The sequence below is a fragment of the Neobacillus drentensis genome, from assembly GCF_036962125.1.
GTDB classification, from domain to species: domain Bacteria; phylum Bacillota; class Bacilli; order Bacillales; family Cytobacillaceae; genus Neobacillus; species Neobacillus drentensis_B.
In genome coordinates, this window is sequence record NZ_JBALOA010000023.1 from 22,947 (window position 1) to 43,133 (window position 20,187).

Annotated in this window: 8 protein-coding genes; 6 read left to right on the forward strand and 2 right to left on the reverse strand. The window is 38.8% G+C overall.

Annotated features, from left to right (window positions below; translation table 11 throughout):
- The first annotated feature begins 64 nt into the window (after positions 1-64).
- Entirely contained in the window at positions 65-4,936 is a 4,872-nt protein-coding gene (locus V7121_RS19135; protein WP_335547458.1) for a bifunctional 2',3'-cyclic-nucleotide 2'-phosphodiesterase/3'-nucleotidase, read from the forward strand.
- A 69-nt stretch (positions 4,937-5,005) separates the two neighbouring features.
- Here the strand turns inward: V7121_RS19135 and V7121_RS19140 are convergent, their stop codons facing one another.
- Complete coding sequence (locus V7121_RS19140) at positions 5,006-6,211, reverse strand: HupE/UreJ family protein (RefSeq protein ID WP_335499649.1); 1,206 nt, start codon at positions 6,209-6,211, stop codon at positions 5,006-5,008.
- A 280-nt stretch (positions 6,212-6,491) separates the two neighbouring features.
- On the opposite strand from V7121_RS19140, the gene V7121_RS19145 reads away from it, so the two are divergent.
- The 4 genes from V7121_RS19145 to V7121_RS19160 all read left to right on the forward strand — a co-directional run bounded on the left by V7121_RS19145 (position 6,492) and on the right by V7121_RS19160 (position 18,159).
- Positions 6,492-13,646, forward strand: coding sequence for an Ig-like domain-containing protein (locus tag V7121_RS19145; RefSeq protein ID WP_335547459.1), 7,155 nt, complete (start codon positions 6,492-6,494; stop codon positions 13,644-13,646).
- Between the two features lie 173 nt (positions 13,647-13,819).
- Entirely contained in the window at positions 13,820-15,727 is a 1,908-nt protein-coding gene (locus V7121_RS19150; RefSeq protein ID WP_335547462.1) for a hypothetical protein, read from the forward strand.
- 133 nt (positions 15,728-15,860) lie between these two features.
- Positions 15,861-17,132, forward strand: coding sequence for a serine hydrolase (locus V7121_RS19155; RefSeq protein ID WP_335547464.1), 1,272 nt, complete (start codon positions 15,861-15,863; stop codon positions 17,130-17,132).
- A gap of 73 nt (positions 17,133-17,205) precedes the next feature.
- Positions 17,206-18,159: a C39 family peptidase gene (locus tag V7121_RS19160; RefSeq protein WP_335547466.1), complete on the forward strand. Its 954-nt coding sequence runs from the start codon at positions 17,206-17,208 to the stop codon at positions 18,157-18,159.
- On the opposite strand, the gene V7121_RS19165 is transcribed toward V7121_RS19160, so the two are convergent.
- Positions 18,156-19,280: an acyltransferase family protein gene (locus V7121_RS19165; RefSeq protein ID WP_335547469.1), complete on the reverse strand. Its 1,125-nt coding sequence runs from the start codon at positions 19,278-19,280 to the stop codon at positions 18,156-18,158. The two genes, V7121_RS19160 and V7121_RS19165, sit on opposite strands and share 4 nt — an antisense overlap.
- A 172-nt stretch (positions 19,281-19,452) precedes the next feature.
- Between V7121_RS19165 and V7121_RS19170 the strand changes: the two genes are divergently transcribed.
- A complete protein-coding gene (locus tag V7121_RS19170; protein WP_335547470.1) occupies positions 19,453-20,169 on the forward strand; it encodes a polysaccharide deacetylase family protein in 717 nt (238 codons plus the stop codon).
- The last annotated feature ends 18 nt before the right edge of the window (positions 20,170-20,187 follow it).

Below are 20,187 nucleotides of genomic sequence, written 5' to 3' on the forward strand. Positions count from 1 at the left end.
CTTCCAAAAAAATTAGTAGAATAGTCTTGCAATACTAATATTTTTGTCGAAGGGCGGAAAAAGTGTGAAGAGACAGATAAAAAGAAGCATGAAAAGACGTATGCTTAATGGATCTCTAGCAACAGTGTTAGCGCTTACAACAATTCCTTTGAATATTTTCCCACATGCTGCAAAAGCTGAAGGAACAGGGAATACGGCTACACTACGAATCTTAGAAACTACGGACCTGCATTCAAATGTATTGCCGTATGATTATTTCAAAGATGCACCAGTTACCAATTATGGTTTAGCAAAGACAGCTACATTAATCAAACAAGCTAGATCTGAAGTTGATAACTCAATGCTATTTGATGCTGGTGATACGATACAAGGAAATCCACTGGCTAGTTATGTTGCAAAAGTAGATAGACTTGGACCAGATGAAACCCATCCTATTTACAAAGCAATGAATTATTTAAAATATGATGCTGGGATTGTTGGTAACCATGAATTTAACTATGGTTTGGATTACTTAAAGGATGTTCAGCAAGAAGTTCAATTTCCAATTGTAAACGCTAACATCTATAAGGACGATCACGATTCCAATCCGGATAATGATGTCAACTATTTCACTCCATATAAAATTGTGCCAAAAACCATCAAAGACAATGCCGGCAAAGACCATGTAATTCAGGTTGGGGTCATCGGTTTCGCACCACCGCAAATCATGAATTGGGATAAGGATAACCTAACGGGTAAAGTCATTACTAAAGATATTGTTGCCCAGGCCAATATATTTATTCCACAAATGAAGGCTGAGGGAGCCGATGTCATTGTTGCCGTTGCGCACTCAGGTTGTGATATCAACGCTGCAGGGCAAGAAGAAGCAGAGAATGCCGTTTTTGATTTAACAAAAGTAGCTGGCATTGATGCAATGTTATTCGGACATGCTCACGTCAACTTCCCAAATGGACCAGAATTCCATCAAGGTGGTAAGGTCGAAAATCCAGATCTTCCAGGTATCGATAATACAAAAGGCACCATCAATGGCACACCAGCAGTTGAAGCAGGTTTCTGGGGTAATAACCTAGGTGTTATGGATTTAGCACTTGTACAAGATGCAAACGGCAAGTGGTCTGTGGATAAGGCTAATTCAAAGTCAGTTAACCGACCGGTTGTTGCTGCAACAGAATCAGACCCAACAATTGTTAGTGATGCACAAGCTATTCACGATAAAACAAGGGCATATGTTAATGGAAAACTTGGTACTACAGATATCCCAATGCACAGCTTTTTCACGCGTGTAATGGACGATGCTTCAACACAAATCGTTAACGCAGCGCAGATGGACTACGTGAAAAAGGCGATTGCAAACACAGAATATAAGGATCTTCCAGTTCTTTCAGCTGCAGCACCATTTAAAGGTGGCCGAGGCGGCGTTGCTGATTACACAAACATTGCTAAAGGCGATGTTACTATTAAGAGTGCTGCTGATTTATACTTGTTCGATAACACATTAAAGGCTCTTGAAGTTACAGGCGATCAAGTGAAGCGCTGGATTGAAGAATCGGCGAAGCAATTTAATACAATTGATCCAAATAAAGTAGAACAGCAAGATTTACTAGATTATGATTTCCGTCCTTACAATTATGATGTCATCGATGGTGTTAAATACGACATCGATGTTACGAAGCCAAAAGGTGAGCGTGTAGTAAACCTACGGATGATGGATGGAACTCCTGTTCAAATGGACCAAAAATTCATCATTGCAACAAATAACTATCGTGCTGGCGGAAGCGGCGGTTTAGCTGAATTAAAGAATTTAAAACCTGTCGTCGATTCTCCATTCGAAAATCGTCAAATCCTGATGGATTATATCAGTGCAAAAGGTAACATTAACCCTGTCCCAGACAACAACTGGAAAATTGCTCCGGTTGGCGGTGTTGCGAAGGTTGTTTTCCACTCTGCACCTGATGCATTACCATACCTAAGCCAGCAACCAGATGTTAAAGACCTTGGTGCTTCCACAACAAAAGCAGGCTATGAACTATATGAATTAGACCAAAATGTTCATGTTCAATTATTAGGAATCAATGACTTCCATGGACAATTAGACTATACAACTAAGGTTTCTAACCGTGAAGTCGGTGGTATTGAATACCTAGCTGCCTACTTAAAGCAAAGAGAAGCAACGAACCCTGCTAACACCGTAATGGTACAGGCTGGAGACTTAGTAGGTGCAAGCCGCCCAGTTTCAGCGCTATTACAAGATGAGCCAACGATTCGTTTCATGAATGAAATCGGTATGGATATTGGTACAATCGGTAACCACGAATTTGACGAAGGCGTTACAGAAATGAAGCGTTTAATCAATGGTGGTGCACATCCAAAAACTGAAGCGAAATATGGTGCATTTGAAGGTGCAAACTTTGACTATGTAGTCGCAAACGTTGAGGATGAAAAAACTGGTGAATTAATTTTACCTCCATATGCCATCAAAGAAGTGGATGGCGTTAAAATTGGTTTTATCGGTGTCGTTACTACTGAAACCCCAAGCATTGTTACAGCAAGCGGTGTCGCAGGTGTTAAATTCACAGATGAAGTAGAAGCAATTAATAAATATACGGCTGAACTAAAAGCTAAAGGCGTAGAATCAATCGTTGTTCTTGCTCACGATCCTGGTACTTCCGCAAGCAATGGAACAAACCCAACTGGTAAAGTAGTTGATATGGCAAGTGCGATTGATGATGAAGTAGACGTAATTTATGGAGCACACGATCATAAATACTTGAATTCTACTGTTGATGGTAAATTATTAGTTCAATCATACTCTTATGGAACAGCATTCTCTGATGTGGACCTTACGATTGACCCATTAACAAAAGATATCGTTACAAAAACAGCTACAGTAGAATCAACCTTTAAAGACAGCATTACACCAGATGCAAAAATTAAAGCTGAGCTTGATAAATACCAAGCTGATATCGCTCCACAAACACAACAAGTTGTCGGAACCGTGACTGCACCTATTTCACGTACGCAAAACAAAGCTGGGGAAGCACCAATGGGTAACTTGATTGCGGACAGTATGCGCGCTAAAACAGGAACTCAGTTTGCCTTTATGAATATCGGCGGCGTTCGTGATGAAATCAAAAAAGCAGGCGACGTTACTTGGGGTGATCTATTCGCGGTTCAACCATTCGGTAATGATGTGGTTAGCTTAAAGATTACTGGAGCCCAAGTAAGAACCTTAATCAATCAGCAATTCCAAGCTGACAGATACCGTATTATGCAAATCTCTGGCTTAAAATATACTTGGTCAGATAAGTTACCACTCGGACAAAAAGTTGTCGACATCTTCCTTCCAGACGGTTCAAAAATTGACCCAGCTGCTGAATATAGTGTGTCAGTAAATAACTTTATGGCTGATGGTGGCGATGGATTTACGATCCTTAAACAAGGTAAAGAGCGTACCACGTGGACAACGGACTTAGATGCCTTAGTTGACTATGTTAAATCAATTGGCGGCCCAATCACTGCAGGTATTGAAGGAAGGATTGTCCTTGATGAAGCAGTTACTGCTGATGTTAAAGAGGTAACTGATCAATCTACTGCCGTAACAGGTAAAACTGAAGCAGGGGCAACTGTTGTAGTAACTGTTGGTGAGGTTAGTCAGACAACTACTGCTGCTGAGGATGGAAGCTTCTCTGTAGACATTCCAGTCCAAAAAGCAGGTACTGAAGTTGTTGTTACTATTACTGATAGAGCACTTAACGTAAAAGAGGTTCGCTTAACTGTTAAAGACGTAACAGATCCAGCAGCTCCTATCTTTGAACCAGTGACCAATTTGTCTACTGAAATCAAAGGCCATGGTGCAGAACCAGGCACACATGTTTACATTACGAATGGATTCAATTTGAAGGTCCACTTAACAGCAGATGAGAACGGTAATTTCAGTGTTCCATTAATGGCGCCACTTAAAGAAGGTACCCAATTATTCGCATTCTCTGTTGATTTATCATTCAACCTAAGTCCAATTGGCTATACAGTCGTTCTTGACGTGATTGCGCCGAATAAAGCTGTCGTAGATCCATTAAGCAATAAAGATAAAGTAGTAACAGGAACTGCAGAGGTTGGTTCTACTGTCACTGTATCTACCAGCAAAGGTTTACTTGGCACTGCAACTACTGGTGCTGATGGTAAATTCTCTGTATCTCTAAAATCTGCTCTAGGTGCCAAATCTGTAGTAACTGTCGTTGTCACTGACCCATCAGGCAATAAGAGTGAAGCAACAACTGTTACTGTTGGTGATAAAATTGCTCCAGTCGTAAGCGGAGTCATTGATAATGGTATCTATAATAAAAATGTTACCGTTACATTTGATGAAGGTACTGCAACATTAGATGGGAAAACCATTAAAACTGGTACTCTTGTTGCTACAGAAGGAATCCACACAGTAGTGGTAACGGATGAAGCCGGCAACAAAACAACTGTGAAGTTTACGATTGATAAAAAAGCTCCAGTCGTAACAGGTGTATCCAACAATGGTCTTTACAATAAGGATGTAACGATTTCCTTTAATGAAGGCAAAGCCGTATTAAACGGCAAAGCAATCGGAACGAAATATGTTGTGAAAACAGACGGAAGTTATACATTAGTGGTAACTGATGTTGCTGGCAACCAAACAACTTTTAAGTTTGCGATTGATAAAAAGGCTCCAAGCACACCATCTGTTGATAAAATTACTGTCAACACTACCAAAGTAACTGGTAAAGCTGAAGCATATTCAACAGTTATTGTGAAAGTGAGCGGTAAAGTGATTGGTACTAGAACGGCAGATAAATATGGCAAGTTCTCGGTCACGATTGCTAAACAAAAAGCTGGTAAAGTGGTTGAAGTCGTATCAATAGACAAAGCTGGCAACGTAAGTAAGGCTGCCAAAGTCACTGTAAAGTAATAAGATAACAAGAAAAATCCCTGAAGAAAGTTTCAGGGATTTTTTGTATTCTATAGGTTTCATTCGATGTTAAGAAAAAATCCTTTGGACTAGCCAAATGGCTCCGAGGATGAAGATAATTATTGAACCATAACGAACGATTTTTTGAGAAATCTTTAACTTATACAAGTAAGCAAGTAATGGCACAAGCAAGAGGACAATAGCGAGCTGCACGGTTTCGATGCCGAGGTTGAAATTAATCAATGCAACGGCAAGATGGCTTTTTGCAATTTCCATTTCCCTTAAGATACTGGCAAACCCAAGCCCGTGAATTAGACCAAACAGAAATGTGATACTCCACCTATATTTAATCTCCTTGCGGAAAATATTCTCTAACGCCACATAACAAATACTAAATGCAATCATCGACTCGACAAAACGAGAAGGTAACGTAATCCATCCTAACACCGCGAGAGTCAGGGTGATGCTGTGGGCCAAAGTAAAGGAAGTGACAATCGATATGTATTGTTTCAAGGTCTGTTTTCTTAGTAACAAGGCAAATAGAAATAATAAATGATCATATCCAGTAAGAATATGAAGCATTCCTAGTTTGAAAAATGAAAACCACGTAGAAGTGGACGATGGCTGGACTGGCGTCGCAGTTTTGGTCTTTTGTTCCGTATCCGGCTGTGTGGTTTGATCCTGACCTTGTTCTTGCTGTATCTCAGTTAATAAAATCGTCCAAGTTCGCTCTTTCCCTTGTAATACGGCCTCACTAGTCTGACCCAAAACGGAGGCGGAGATTAGGTCAACATAATTCGCCCCTGTATCATTAAAATAAAAACCATCATTATATGCAATCGTGTCACCAGGCTTAAAAGCTGGAAAAATCAGTGTTGTTGAGACAAACTCTTTATTTTCTTTTTTTACAAGCTTCATTGTCTCCACTTTAGGAGTTATTTCCTTATTGTTTTTGTCTAACGTAAGACCTTCAGTAATTAATTCTTCAATATGATGCCTCGCTTTTTTGATTTCAGATTTTTCGAGGACCCAGTTTTTATTAAGATCTATATCAGGCAGTAATTCAATCAAGGATAACGAATCGAGGGTAAAGACTAATTCCGTTTCCTTTTCATCCATCGTTATTTTTGAATAACTTGCACTATAGGCATGTGCATCAGCTGTTTTTGGCAATGCTATAAAGGAGAGCAGAAGAATAGCTAGAAAACTACAGAAAAACCGATTTTTATCGAAAAAACTCAGGTTTTGTCGAGTGAAACTGAAAAATGAAAACACAAATGAACCTCCTAAAAGTTATTTCAAAATAGTTAACTGAGTTTACCAAAAAGATTAAAATAGGCGAAACCTCCTTAATATAATCACATTTTGTCTGTATTTGTATACCTTATTTAAAAATAATTTAGACGATTAGAAATAATTGTAAAAAAAATTATCTATCCATAGACCTAATAATTTTGTAGAATAATAGAGTATTGTAAACATTCAAAAGAGGCAATTTTGTAAGCGCTTATAATGTATGTTTGCAAAAGAAATTACAGCAAAGGGTGGTAGATGGATGAAAGCGAGACATCGGAAGTTTAAGCGCTGGACAAGCACGGTCACGGCAGCACTTCTATTGGTCAGTACCTTTTTGCCAAGTGGTCTAAGTATTAGAGCACATGCAGATATGGCTGATCATATTGTAATAAGTCAATTGCACGGTGCTGGGGGAAATAGTGGGGCTGTTTATAAAAACGACTTTATTGAATTGTACAACCCAACCAGCAGTCCTATTGTTTTAGATGGTTGGTCAATACAATATGCAAGTAAGACAGGTACTTTTTCAACCGCCTCAACTGCGGCTACTAATCTTAAAGGTACTATTCCGGCATACGGATATTATTTGATTCAAGAGGCTGCAGGAACTGGTGCGCAACCAACATTTCCAAATACTCCTGATGTAACTGGATCAATTGCTATGTCTGGAACAGATGCCAAGGTAGCCTTAGTTCATGGAACAGAGGCAATTTCAGGGAAAAGTGATAGCAATGTTGTGGATTTCGTTGGTTATGGAATTGCAAATGAATTTGAAGGTTCCGCATCAGTGAAAATTACTGCCAATGCTAATAGTGCGCAACGTAAGCCATACGCAAACACAGATCCAGCTCCTGGAAAAGGAAATGCATGGGATACAGACGATAACGCAGCAGACTTCTATGTAGGACCGGTCGCTGCACCAAGAAACACAGCAAGCACTCCTGAAGCCCCAATGGTTCCAGTAATCAGCTTGCAGCCAAAAGGAAATACAATTCAATTTCTACAACAACAAGATAATTCAGCAACAGTAAAGGGTGGAGCCCTAGCGGTAGAACCTGGCTCAACTGTTAAAGTATATGACAGCGTAGCTAAGGTAACAACGCTTGGTACAGCTACTGCGGCAGCTGACGGTTCTTTTGAAATTAGCTTTACACCAACAACAGCACTTTCAGCTGTTTATGTTGCTGCTAAACAAAGTGACATGACTGAAAGTGCAGCCATCCAAATTGATAAAGCAGCAGCATCATCAAATGTTGCTGTCGATAAATTAAACTATATGGTAACAAATGGTGTAGGAACTTTAATCGGTAATGCAGGCGCAGCCGTTAAGGATTCTATCATCAATGTATATCCAAACGAATCAGCCAATGCTTCTGAAGTACTTGCAACAGCAACAGCAGGCACAACAGGAGATTTTAACATTAAAATTAACACCAATGCACCTGATAAAGTGTATGTAACACAGCAAACAACCACAACTAAAGGGATCATGCTTCCAAGTGCTCCTGTATCAATTGAGAAAGCAGTATTAACTACAATCACTCCACTTAATGAAGTAAAAGCAACTGACTCAAAAGGGATTTTAACGAACCTAAACGGGTTCTTTACAGTGGAAGGTGTAGTAACGATACAAAACGGTATTCTTGGTACGCAGAAAAACAACTTCTATATCCAAGATGCCACAGGCGGAATCAATGTTTTTGGAAGTTATGATTCTGGTCTTACCGTCCAACGAGGTGACAAGTTACGAGTAACTGGTAAAGTCATTGTTTATAACGGTATGACTGAGTTCGAACCAACTGCAATTCAAAAACTTGAAGAAGGCCTTGCCCTTCCAACCGTTAAAGATATCACTATTCTTGGATTAAATACGTTTACAACAGCTGAACCGCTTGAAGGAAGCTTAGTTGCCGTTACCGGTAAAGTTTCAGCTGTAGCAGCAACAGGTGCCAATTATAACGTAACTTTAGTAGATGAAAATACTAAAACAACGACAATCCGTGTTATGGGTGCTACTGGCATCAAACCAGATACGGATTTAGTTATCGGTAAAAGTTATACGATTACAGGTATCGTTGGACAATACACAACAAATGCCACTCACGTCAATGGATATCAAGTATTCCCACGTGACGTGAAAGATATTGCTTCCATTTTAGGAATTACACACACAGCATTAACAGAAGTATACAAAGGTACAAGTGTTGAATTTGTTGCCAATGCTGATGGGGCAGAAAAGGTAACTACCTACTACCGAGCAACAGGAGCAACTGAGTATACTCCATTAGTTATGGGAAATGACGGCACTAGTCGTTACACTGCAACCTTGAATGCTGCCGATGTTCCAGCAAACGGCTTTGAATACTATATCGAAGCTACAGCAGGTACAAAAGTACAATCAGCTGGTACAAGTGCAGCACCATATGCAGTAACATTGATTGAGGATACAACAGGTCCAGCGTTCAGTGGAGAAACTCCTCAAAAGAATGCAAAAATGGAAACACCACATCCAGAGATTTCTGCTTTAATTAATGATCCAAGTGGTGTGGATGAAGCTTCCGTTCATATGTGGCTTGATGGAAACGAGCTTAAAGCTCCTGAAGCTACAATCACTAGAATGCAAGTTAAATATACTCCAACCGAAGATCTTGCGATTGGTGTTCATACAGTAAAAGTAGCTGCTACAGACTTAAAAGGAAACTCAAATACAAAAGAGTGGACATTTGAAATTGTTCCACGTTTTGATGGCGGGAACCACTATCGTGGTACCACACACAATCATACCAACATCTCACATGATGGTGCCGGTACACCGGAAGATGCATTAAAAGCGGGTCAAAAGTATAAATACGATTGGTTTGCCTTCTCAGATCACTCACATGATATTGATCCTGAAAAATTAGGAACCGATACAGTTAACCGTACTGCAAAAGATGGTAAAACTGTTATGCAGGAACGTTCTGGCGGTACACAATGGCAACAGACGAAAGATCTTGCAAAACAATATACAAAGAATGGCGAATATGTAGTATTCCCAGCATTTGAAATGACTTCAACAACATGGGGTCACTCCAATATCTTTGGTACAGATAACTTTATCGACCGTAACATTAACGGAAAGCAATACCAAGACTTAAACCAATACTATGCTTGGGTATTAACATATGACAATATCGTTGGTCAATTCAACCATCCTGATATGTCAGCGAATGCTTTTAACAACTTCAAGCCTTACAATAGCGATGTAGATAAATTATTCACCATGCTTGAAGTAGGTAATGGTTCTGGTCACTATGGCTATGCCAATGCCGAAGCAAAATATTTCTCTACACTAGATTTAGGCTGGCACCTTGCGCCTACTTATGGTGAAGATAACCATGAAGGAACTTGGGGTCAAATCAATGCTCGTACAGTTATCGTGGCAGACGATCTTTCACAAGATTCCTTAATGAACTCGATGCGTAATATGCGCGTTTACATGGAAGAAGATCCGAACTTCACATTAGATGTTTCTGCTAATGGCTACTATATGGGTTCAACAGTTGATAGTAAGAAACTAAACTTCACTATTTCTGGTAATGACCCAGTTGCGGAAGCAAAAAATACAACTAACTATGACTACTTGCCAGCATCATATAAGTCAGATGATCGAATTGCTAAAGTTGAATTAATCTCAAACGGCAGCAAAGTAGTCGATTCAATTACACCAATGGAAAAAGACTTTACATGGTCACCAAATTATACAGTAACAGGCGGCCAGCAATGGTTTGTCGTTAAAGTTACTCAAATGGATGGTGAACGTATTTATTCTTCACCAATCTGGTCTAAAGAAGAATCAGTCGATGTGAAAGTAAATGGAATCGATATCGATGGCGGAGTGATCGTTGGAGGCAACCCTGCGACATTAAAAGCAACTGTGGCTAATAACGGTACAGAAGTCGTGAAAAACTTAAAAGTAGATTTCTATTATGATGAAGTAAAAACAGATAATTTGATTGGCACTAACACTATTTCATCGATTTTATCAAAAACGTCTGCTACAGCAACAGCAACTTGGGCAAGCCCGATCAAAGGCGACCATAAGTTAATTGCCGTTGTGACTTCCTTAGATGGCTTAAATCTTGGTGATGTTCAATATTCATTACAAGTAAAGATTAAAGAGCCGCTTGGAATTAAAGTGTTAATAGATGCTAACCACAACAACGAGAACACAAGTACAGATGGTGGAACGTATAAGGATAACTTAAAAGCCTTTACGCTAATGCTTCAAAAAGAAGGCTACACAGTGGCTGAAAATAAAACAGCACTTACTGATGAAGTATTAAGTACGGCGAAAGTATTAGTGCTTACACACGGAAAAGCTTTAACAGCTGATGAAAAAACAGCCGTTGCTAAGTTTGTGAAAAATGGCGGTTCATTATTAATGGCTGGCAAGAGCAATAACAGCACAGACCCAAGCATTAATAACGGTGTATTAAGCGAAATGGGTTCAGCAATTCGCATGGGTAATGATGGCGTATTTGATGATAGCAAGAGCGGAAACTTCTGGAGCGATCCAGCGGTAAGCCCATATGCAGTCAGAGTACATCCGGGCTTAGTTGCTAACCATATCACTGACCGTGTTTCATTTGTTGATTATTACAGCGGAACAAGCCTTTCTGGCGCTGATAATCAGCCATTAACCGAGTCAGGTAAGGTGACTATCCTTGCGAAAGGTAATGAAACCACTTATCAAGGAAAAGTTTTAGGTGGATACACGTATGATGCTGTTTCTGATGCAACAGGCGGATCAGCGATTCCGTTAATTGCTTCTGAAGAAATTGGCGAAAACGGCCGTATCGTCGTTTCAGGGATGAACATCTTTAATGACAAGCAAATGGATGAATCGTTTGAACCAAAGGGCAACGACGAATTAATCTTTAACGCAGTCAATTGGTTAGCACATCGTGAAATGAAAGTGGCAAACATTGCTGATGTACGTAAACTAGCTGATGATACAGATGTAGTGGTGGAAGGAACCGTTACAACTGGTGCAGGTGTCTTCTTTGATGCTTTCAACTTACAAGATGAGACTGGCGGAATCATGGCTTACCTTGAAGTTCCAGATGGTTCACTAAAACCAGGCGATAAAGTACGTGTTTATGGCCACATTAAGAGATTTGATAATAATATTGAATTAGAGTTTACTAGCTTTGCAAAAGATGTTATTAAAATTGGATCAGGCGAACCTTTACAACCGAAACTAGTACCAACTGGTGAAGCAACTACTGCTGCCAACCAAGGATTCCTAGTAAAAGTTAAAGGACAAGTAGTTTCTAAGTTTGACGATAACTCTTATGTCATCAATGATGGTTCTGGTGATGTGTTAGTATTCACAGATGGCTACATTGTGAACCAAAGCAATGTTCAGGTACCAGTTCTTAAAACAGGTGACACCTTAGAAGCAGTCGGTCTATCAGGTGCTTTTGCACAGGGTACACGTATCCGGGTAAGAGATACAAGAGAGTTAGTTGGAACTGTTGCTCCAGATACAACAAGCCCAGTAGTAACTGGTATAGAAAACAATGGTCTTTACAATACTGATGTAACTGTTTCCTTTAATGAAGGCACAGCGACATTAAACGGTGAAGCATTCACTAGTGAATCTGTAGTAACTGCAGAAGGAAACTACACATTAGTGGTAACAGATGCTGCAGGCAACAAAACAACAGTAATGTTCACGATTGACAAAACAGCACCAGGAGTAACTGGCGTAGAAAACAAGGGTCTATACAATACGGATGTACAAGTTTCCTTTACTGAAGGCACAGCAACATTAGATGGTGCAACAGTCACAAGCGGAGCAGTAGTTTCTGAAGAAGGAAACCACACTTTCGTATTAACAGATGTAGCAGGCAACCAAACAACAGTTACCTTCACAATTGATAAAACAGCACCAGTAGTAAATGGTGTTGAAGATGGAATTTACAATCAAGATGTAACCATTTCGTTTGAGGATGGAACAGCAACATTAAATGATGAAGTAATCACATCTGAAACAACTGTAAGTAAAGAAGGCAACTACACTTTAGTGGTAGTTGATGCAGCCGGAAATCAAACAACCGTTCATTTTGTGATTGATAAAACGGCACCAGCGATCATTGGTGTAGCAGACGGTATTGCTTATAATACAAATGTAAGTATTACGTTTGAAGAAGGAACGGCAACATTAAATGATGTAGCATTTACAACTGGAACGACTGTAAGTGAAGAAGGCAGCTACACATTTGTCGTAACAGACGAAGCAGGCAACCAAACAACAGTTACGTTCACGATTGATAAAACAGCACCGGAAGTAACTGGAGTTGAAGATGGTATCTACAATCAAAATGTAACCATTTCGTTCGAAGATGGAACGGCTACATTAAATGATGAAGCATTTACAACTGGAACGACTGTAAGTAAAGAAGGCAGCTACACCTTAGTCGTAACAGATATTGCAGGAAACACAACAACTGTATTGTTTACGATTGATAAAACGGCTCCAATAGTAAATGGAGTTAGCAATAATGCGAACTACAGCAAGGAAGTAACCATCACGTTTACTGAAGGAACGGCAACATTGGATGGTAAAGAAGTAAAAACAGGAACAGTGGTTAAAGCAGAAGGAAAACACATTGTTGTGTTAACTGACGAAGCAGGCAACAAGACGACTGTCGTGTTTACGATTGATAAAACAGCTCCAGTCATCACAGGTGTTACGAACAATGGTCTTTACAACAAAGATGTCACGATTTTCTTTAACGAAGGTACAGCGAAGTTAAACGGAAAAGCAGTGGCAACTAAAACAGTTGTTAGCGCACAAGGAAGCTATACATTAGAAGTAATTAATGCAGCAGGCTTAAAAACAATCGTCAAGTTTACGATTGATAAAACAGCCCCAACTGTAACAAAAATCTATGAAGTTTCTGATAAGGCAACAAAGGTTACTGGAAAAACAGAAGCATATGCTACCGTTAAGCTTTATATTGCAGGAAAATATCAACGGAGTGTTACAGCTGACAAATATGGTAACTTTAGCTTCTCTATTTCTAAACAAAAAGCTGGAACAGAAATTAAAGTTTACGCTGTCGATAAAGCCGGCAATGTTAGCAAAGCTGTGTCTGTGAAGGTAGTAGACAAAACCGCTCCATCAACACCAAGTGTTGATAAAGTTACGGTGAAATCTACTAAAGTTACCGGAAAAGCAGAAGCTGGTTCAACAGTAACAGTTAAAGCTGGAAGTAAGGTACTTGGAACAGCAACAGTCGATAAATATGGCAAGTTCTCAGTTAAGATTTCCAAACAAAAAGCTGGTAAAGTTCTTTCAGTGACAGTGAAAGATAAAGCAGGAAATACTAGCTCAACGAAAATAGTAACAGTAAAGAAAAAGTAATTTAATAAATACCCCTTAGGACCCAAGGTCCTAGGGGGTATTTTTTTAGGGAATAGAATAATAGAAAAGAAACAATATTAAAAATATATCTTGCTAAAATGGGATAAAAATTCCAAATATTATGGTAAAATATTCATTGGATTTAAAATTCCAATTGGGGGAAGGTACTAACTTTGAAAAAGATACTCATATCTACATTTATTCTATTACTAGCATTGTCCTTTTCTGTGAACTTGGCATTTGCAGAAAAGCCACATTTTAAAGGTGGATTCAAAAAACTGGATAACCAAGTAGTGGCCGAAGTTGAACCAAATGATGCGATGGAAGAAGCCAATCCTATTCACAACCTAGATGAAGTTCAGGGATATATTACCGAGGGAGACCTAGATTTTTATAAATTAGACATGCTGAGAAATGGTGAGTTTACATTATACTCCTATTTAGGTAATGACTATTATGATAATCGCAATTATTTTACTGATTACTCTGTAACTCTCTATGATGTAAATGGGAATACCATAGCCACCAGTGAATACTTTTATGATGATGAAACAGACAATTATTATCGATATTTGAATTCAAGATTGGAAAAAGGAACCTATTATATCTCTGTAAATAGAGAGGAATATGCCTACTCCATGGGGAGCCAAGAGTATTACCTCTGGCCAGAGATATCCTATGACGCAGATTTTACAATCAATAGTCTAACAGCCAATCTACCCTCGCCTCAAATTGAGCGGAAAGTGATTACATTTCAGACAAGCGCAAGTAAAACAGGTCTTCAATATCAATATTCGATCCAAAACAAAGTGGTCAGAAGCTTCAATACAGCATCTGCATACCAATGGAAACCAACCGTACCAGGTACATACACAATAAAAGTAGAGGCACGAGATCCTGCCATTCCAAGTGCAGTGGTTGAAAAGGAAATATCGTATGTCATTAATCCGTATAAGCCAGATTTTGCGGTTGCCTCCATTACGCCAAATATTAAATCACCTTACCTGATAGGCAAAACGATTACATTTGCAACGAAAATAACGACGAGATCAAATTATTCTGGGCTTCAATATCAATTTTCAGTGAATGGAAAAGTTGTTCAAGCATTCGGAACAAAAGGCTATCTGTCATGGAAACCGACCGGTGCAGGGAGATATTACATCAAAGTTGAAGTACGCAGATCACAATATCCTAATCGAATCGTTTCAAGGCAACTAAGCTATGATATTACGGATGGAAAGGTTTATGTTTCTTCATTAAAAGCAAATATGTCCTCTCCTCGACCGACTTCCACATCAATTAAATGGACGGCATGGGGTAAAGGAGTAAATCTAGAATACAAATTTAGTGTCTATCAAAATAAAAAATGGAAGACTATTAAAAACTATTCAAGCAAAAACTACGTCTATTGGAAACCGAAAAGTGCAGGGGTTGCAAAAGTGCAAGTCACAGTCCGGAGCAAACTATCTAAAAAGACGGCTACAAGAACTAATAGTTTTACCATCTTTAAGCCTTCATACTTCTCAACACCAACGTTGAAATCGGACATTAGCACGAAACAGGCGGCGGGTACATATTTCTTTTTCACAGCTAAGTCATCCGGTAAATATTTAGAATATCGATTCAGAGTTTATAATGGTTATTATTGGTACACCGTACAGGATTATTCGAGCAGCAGATATTTATATTGGGCACCCTATTATAGTGGGAAATTTAAGGTCGCCGTAGATGTACGCCAAAAAGGAACAAAAAAAGTGAAGACCAAGAAGCTATCACTTGATATTAGGGAATCTCCAAATTCATCTTTTAATGCAAACTATGATATTTACTATAATTCAGGATATTTAAGAGTAACAAATTATGGGTATAACAATATTAAGGTAACAAAGATGCAGTTTTTGAATAATAGTAAGGTTATCTATACTTATTATCCAAAGAATTGGATTACAATTGGACGTACGTACCAAACTTATTACTTTTATCCCAAAAAAGCCGTATCTCAATTTTCGTATAACACTGTCATCAAGGTTTACTATACTTATGATGGGCTGACCCATACAGCATACCTATATAGAAATTAGGCTAGCCTGAAAAAAGTATCTATGATTCAATGGATGCTTTTTTTATGCTCAATAAAGTTAGAACCTATATTAATATTTTACTATTTTTGTTAATATTTAAGGAAGATAATTACTGAAAAGGATGGGGAAAGAGTTGAAGGTAGGACGTTTCACACAGGGATTGATGGTTATTTTTTTAGTCATATCAATGTTGATTCCAAGTCATAGTGCATATGCCGCAGAATTAACCGCGCATCAGGAGTTTACCAAAAAAGCATCAAGTGAACTTAACAAGTATCTTAAAAAATCGGGCGGACGAGTGACCTTACAGTATCAGGATTTGGTTACCGGGGAAACTTTTCAAATCAAAGGTAAGACCTCAAACCGTGCAGCTAGTACGATTAAGCTGCCGCTTGCTCTCTATATTATGGAGCAGGCAGCAAAGGGTAAGATCAACTTAAATCAGAAGCTTACATACAAAAGCTACCATTATTATGGTGGCAGCGGGGTTATCCAAAAGGATAAGGTTGGGACTTCCTATACGATTAGAAATCTTGTCAAAAAGGCAATGATTTATAGTGATAATATTGCATTTATCATGTTAAAGGAACGGGTCGGCCAAAAGACGTTTATAAAATATATGAAAAGCATTGGCGGGCAATATGCCTATCCGAATGGGCAAAATTTAACCTCCGCCAATGATTTAACGATTTATGCGAAACGACTCTATCAATTTTCCAATAAAAACCCGCTCGGCAAGGAGCTTGTCGGTTATTTGAAGAAGACCGTCTATAATACGACGATTCCTCGCGGGATTAAAGGGACTGCAGTCGCACATAAGGTTGGAATGATTCCGCAGGATAGAATTTATAACGATGCCGCGATTGTTTTCGACAAGAACCCTTATGTATTAGCGATTACCACCAAAGGGATTTCCTACAAGAAGTCACAAAAAGTCATTGCCGGTTTAGCCTGGATCGTGAATAAGAATCATAAAGCGAAGGCATCCGCTCCCTATTTTAAAAGTAAGGCAGATGTAACCATCTATCAAAATAGTTCTAAATCGGCAGCGATTGGAACCTTGAAAAAATACCAAACTCTTAAAATTTTCTCCACAAAGGGCACATGGTATGGGGTGAAATTTGGAAAAGGGACAGGCTATATCCAAAAGAAATCAGTGATTGCCCTTAAGAAAACGTCTGTAAGCGGCTGGGCTGCGAATCTTTCCCAAATCGGAATCATTAAAATGAAGGCGAACGCACCGGTTGTCGACAATACCACTTCAGGTAAGGTGATTGCCTATATTAATAAAGATCAAGATTACTATTTTTTTAAAAGAGAAAATGATTTTTATGTCATTGATTTAGGCGGCAGAGTGGGCTATGTAGCGAGCAAATATATTACCAATCTTAGTGTAAGTATGTAAGTTTACCAACTTTGCTAGGGACCATCTTTTCCCTAGCTATTTTTCAATTTTTTTCAGTTAGGAGCAACTATATATGAAGAAAAAAAAGAACTGGATCGCCTCTTTACTCATTTTAGCAGTTTTTGGAACAAACACGCTGATGACAGAAGCTGCGGTGGTTACCGATCAAACACCTCCCCCCATGCCTACTGTGAATAAGTTAACCAATAAATCGTTTACGATTAGCGGAATAGCAGAAGCGGATTCGATGGTTTATGTGAAACGAAATTCTACGTATTACCTAAAGAAAGCTGCAGACAAAAAAGGAAATTATTCCATTCCGATTCCGCAGCAAAAAAAACAGACGGTTCTCGAGGTTTATGCTGTTGACCATTCAAATAATAAAAGTCTTCCTCGAAAAGTAATCGTTCAGAATCAACCTAAGCTAAAAAAGAGGATACTTAATGTCCCTATCGTTAAACAAATGCCAGAGCTTCCACGCGGGTGTGAAGTAACAAGCCTAACGATGTTATTGAAATATACAGGCATTAAAGCAAACAAAATGACACTAGCCAAACAAGTGAAAAAGGACCCAGCCAAGTTGGTACGCAAAAATGGCAAAATTTATTTCGGCCATCCCAATTATGGATTTGTAGGCAATATGTATACCTTCAATAAACCAGGGTGGGGTGTATTTAATAAACCCATTGAAGCCTTGGCCGAAAAATATAAACCGAATCGGATAAAAAATTTAACCGGCAAACCGTTCGAAACGATACTCAGCTACGTCAGTGCCGGGCATCCCGTTTGGATTATTAATACCAGCTGGTTCAGCCGTGTTCCGAATTCATATTGGCAGACATGGTATACCTCACATGGAACAGTAAGGATCACCTATAAGGAGCATTCAGTTGTGATTACCGGCTATGATTCCAAATATGTCTATTTCAATGATCCCTTAGACGGGACGAAGAACAAAAAGCGTCCAATAAAATCCTTTGTTGAGGGCTGGAAACAGTTTGGAAGCCAGGCGATTAGTTATTATTAAGAAGACCGCATCCGCATCGTTCTGAAAAATGGATAATGAATCATATGGTTAAGAAAATTAATGCCAATGGAAACGAGTATAGTTAGAATAAACACCCAAATAACAATCAGTGTTGAATAGTAAGGGGCAAAGCTCATCTCCTGAAAGTAGTAATAAATAAAGAAGGTATGGGTCAGCCAGATAGTGGTTGAATGCTTCCCAAGTTTGCCAAAAAGCCATTCCAGAAAAGTGATATTTTGAACTAGTTTCACAAATGAGAAAATCGCGATAGGGGCGACGATAAAATCTGAGTAGTTGTAGATACCAGCTATTTCAGGACCTCTAGTTTTAATGACAAATGGGTACAGATCCTGGCGAAAATAAAAACATAAGACCAACAGGGCTAAAAAGACGATTTTATAATTTAAGTGAATTTTAGAGAAAAAAGCATTCATTTTTTCAAAAATGGAGTATTTGGAAAAGTAAATTCCAGTAACGAACATGATTTGCCACGTCAATAGCGTACTTAGATGATTGATTGCGATTTGGACTAATTCAAGTTTGGGGAAAAAATCATCCACATGAACAAAGAACGCAGCAAGAAATAGACAAATGAATGAAAGATAACTGACGAAAATCGGACCTTTTTCAATCATTTTGACGAGTAATGGAAATAGCAGGACCAATTCAATATAGACAGAGATGAACCACCACTCGCCATTATAGGTATGAATCAGGGCAAATAAATTATAAAAAAATTGTTTGCTATTCCATGAATATCGGATCGTATCATCAAAATATTTAAGTCCAATTGGAATGAAAATAAAAAAAATAATCCAATAGAGCAGAAAAAAGTTGAATACTCTTTTTAGGGCTTGATGGAAGTTGAAGTGATGTTTCGATTGGAAGCTTTTATAAAGACCGAGCCCGCTTAAGAAAAGGAAGATGGCTACACATAGCTTCCCAAATTCGCCAATTAGCATGTCTAGTGGTATGTTATCGACCATCATTAATGGCTTGTAATCAACAGAGGAAATACGACTGGGAAAGGCGAATAAATGATGATAGACCATTAACACAATCGCAAGTCCCTTCGCAATAGCGGTCATATCCCTTGAAAAAATAAATGGTTTTTCTGCCATACCAATTCACCTCAGAAACCTGTCGTAATTTTTCTTCTTTATAGGTTGGTTCGATTAAATCTGGATTATTCATCGCTAAACTGATTTCTTTTTGAAATGGGGAAAAGCGTCGACTGCATAAAATAGATTAGGAGATTTGTACCATAGTAGATTTTCCTGAGGGGGAGAGGGTATGGTAAGAAAAACGTCAGTTGTATTCCTTAGTTTATTGATGATTATTAGTACGTTTGGCTTTTCTTCTATTACGACGCACGCAGCTGAACCAAAAACTAGTAAGGTTGTTTATTTGACATTTGATGACGGCCCCAATCGATACACACCTAAAATCCTTGATATTTTAAAAAAAAAGCAGGCCCATGCGACTTTTTTTATGATTGAAGGTAATATTAAACGGAATCCTAATACCGTAAGACGGTTGATAAAGGAAGGAAATTATCCAGCGTTACATAGTGTTTCCCACGACGTCCGTAAATTATATCGGGGGAGCTCTAAAAATGTGGCTCTTGAAATGGAGAAAACCCGCCAAACCTTATTAAGATTTGCCAAGTTTAATAGTAAGTTGACCCGTGCTCCATATGGAAGCAAACCTTATATGAAGAAACCGTTCCGCGATGCCCTTGCGAAAAAAGGTTTTAAAATGTGGGATTGGGACATTGATACACTCGATTGGAAATATAATCGAACCAGACCGACAATGATCACCTCGCGTGTTAAATCCGGTCTTAAAGGCAAAAAGGGTCCAATTGTGATTCTTTTCCATGATTCCCGGGGAACAGCGCAGCAGCTTCCAATCATTATCGATTACCTGCGCAAAAAAGGCTATAAATTAGAGGTCTATAACCCTGAAAAGCATTTTGTAAAGAATTTCTGGAATGACAAGCGATTTTAGCATTCCCAAATAAACTTC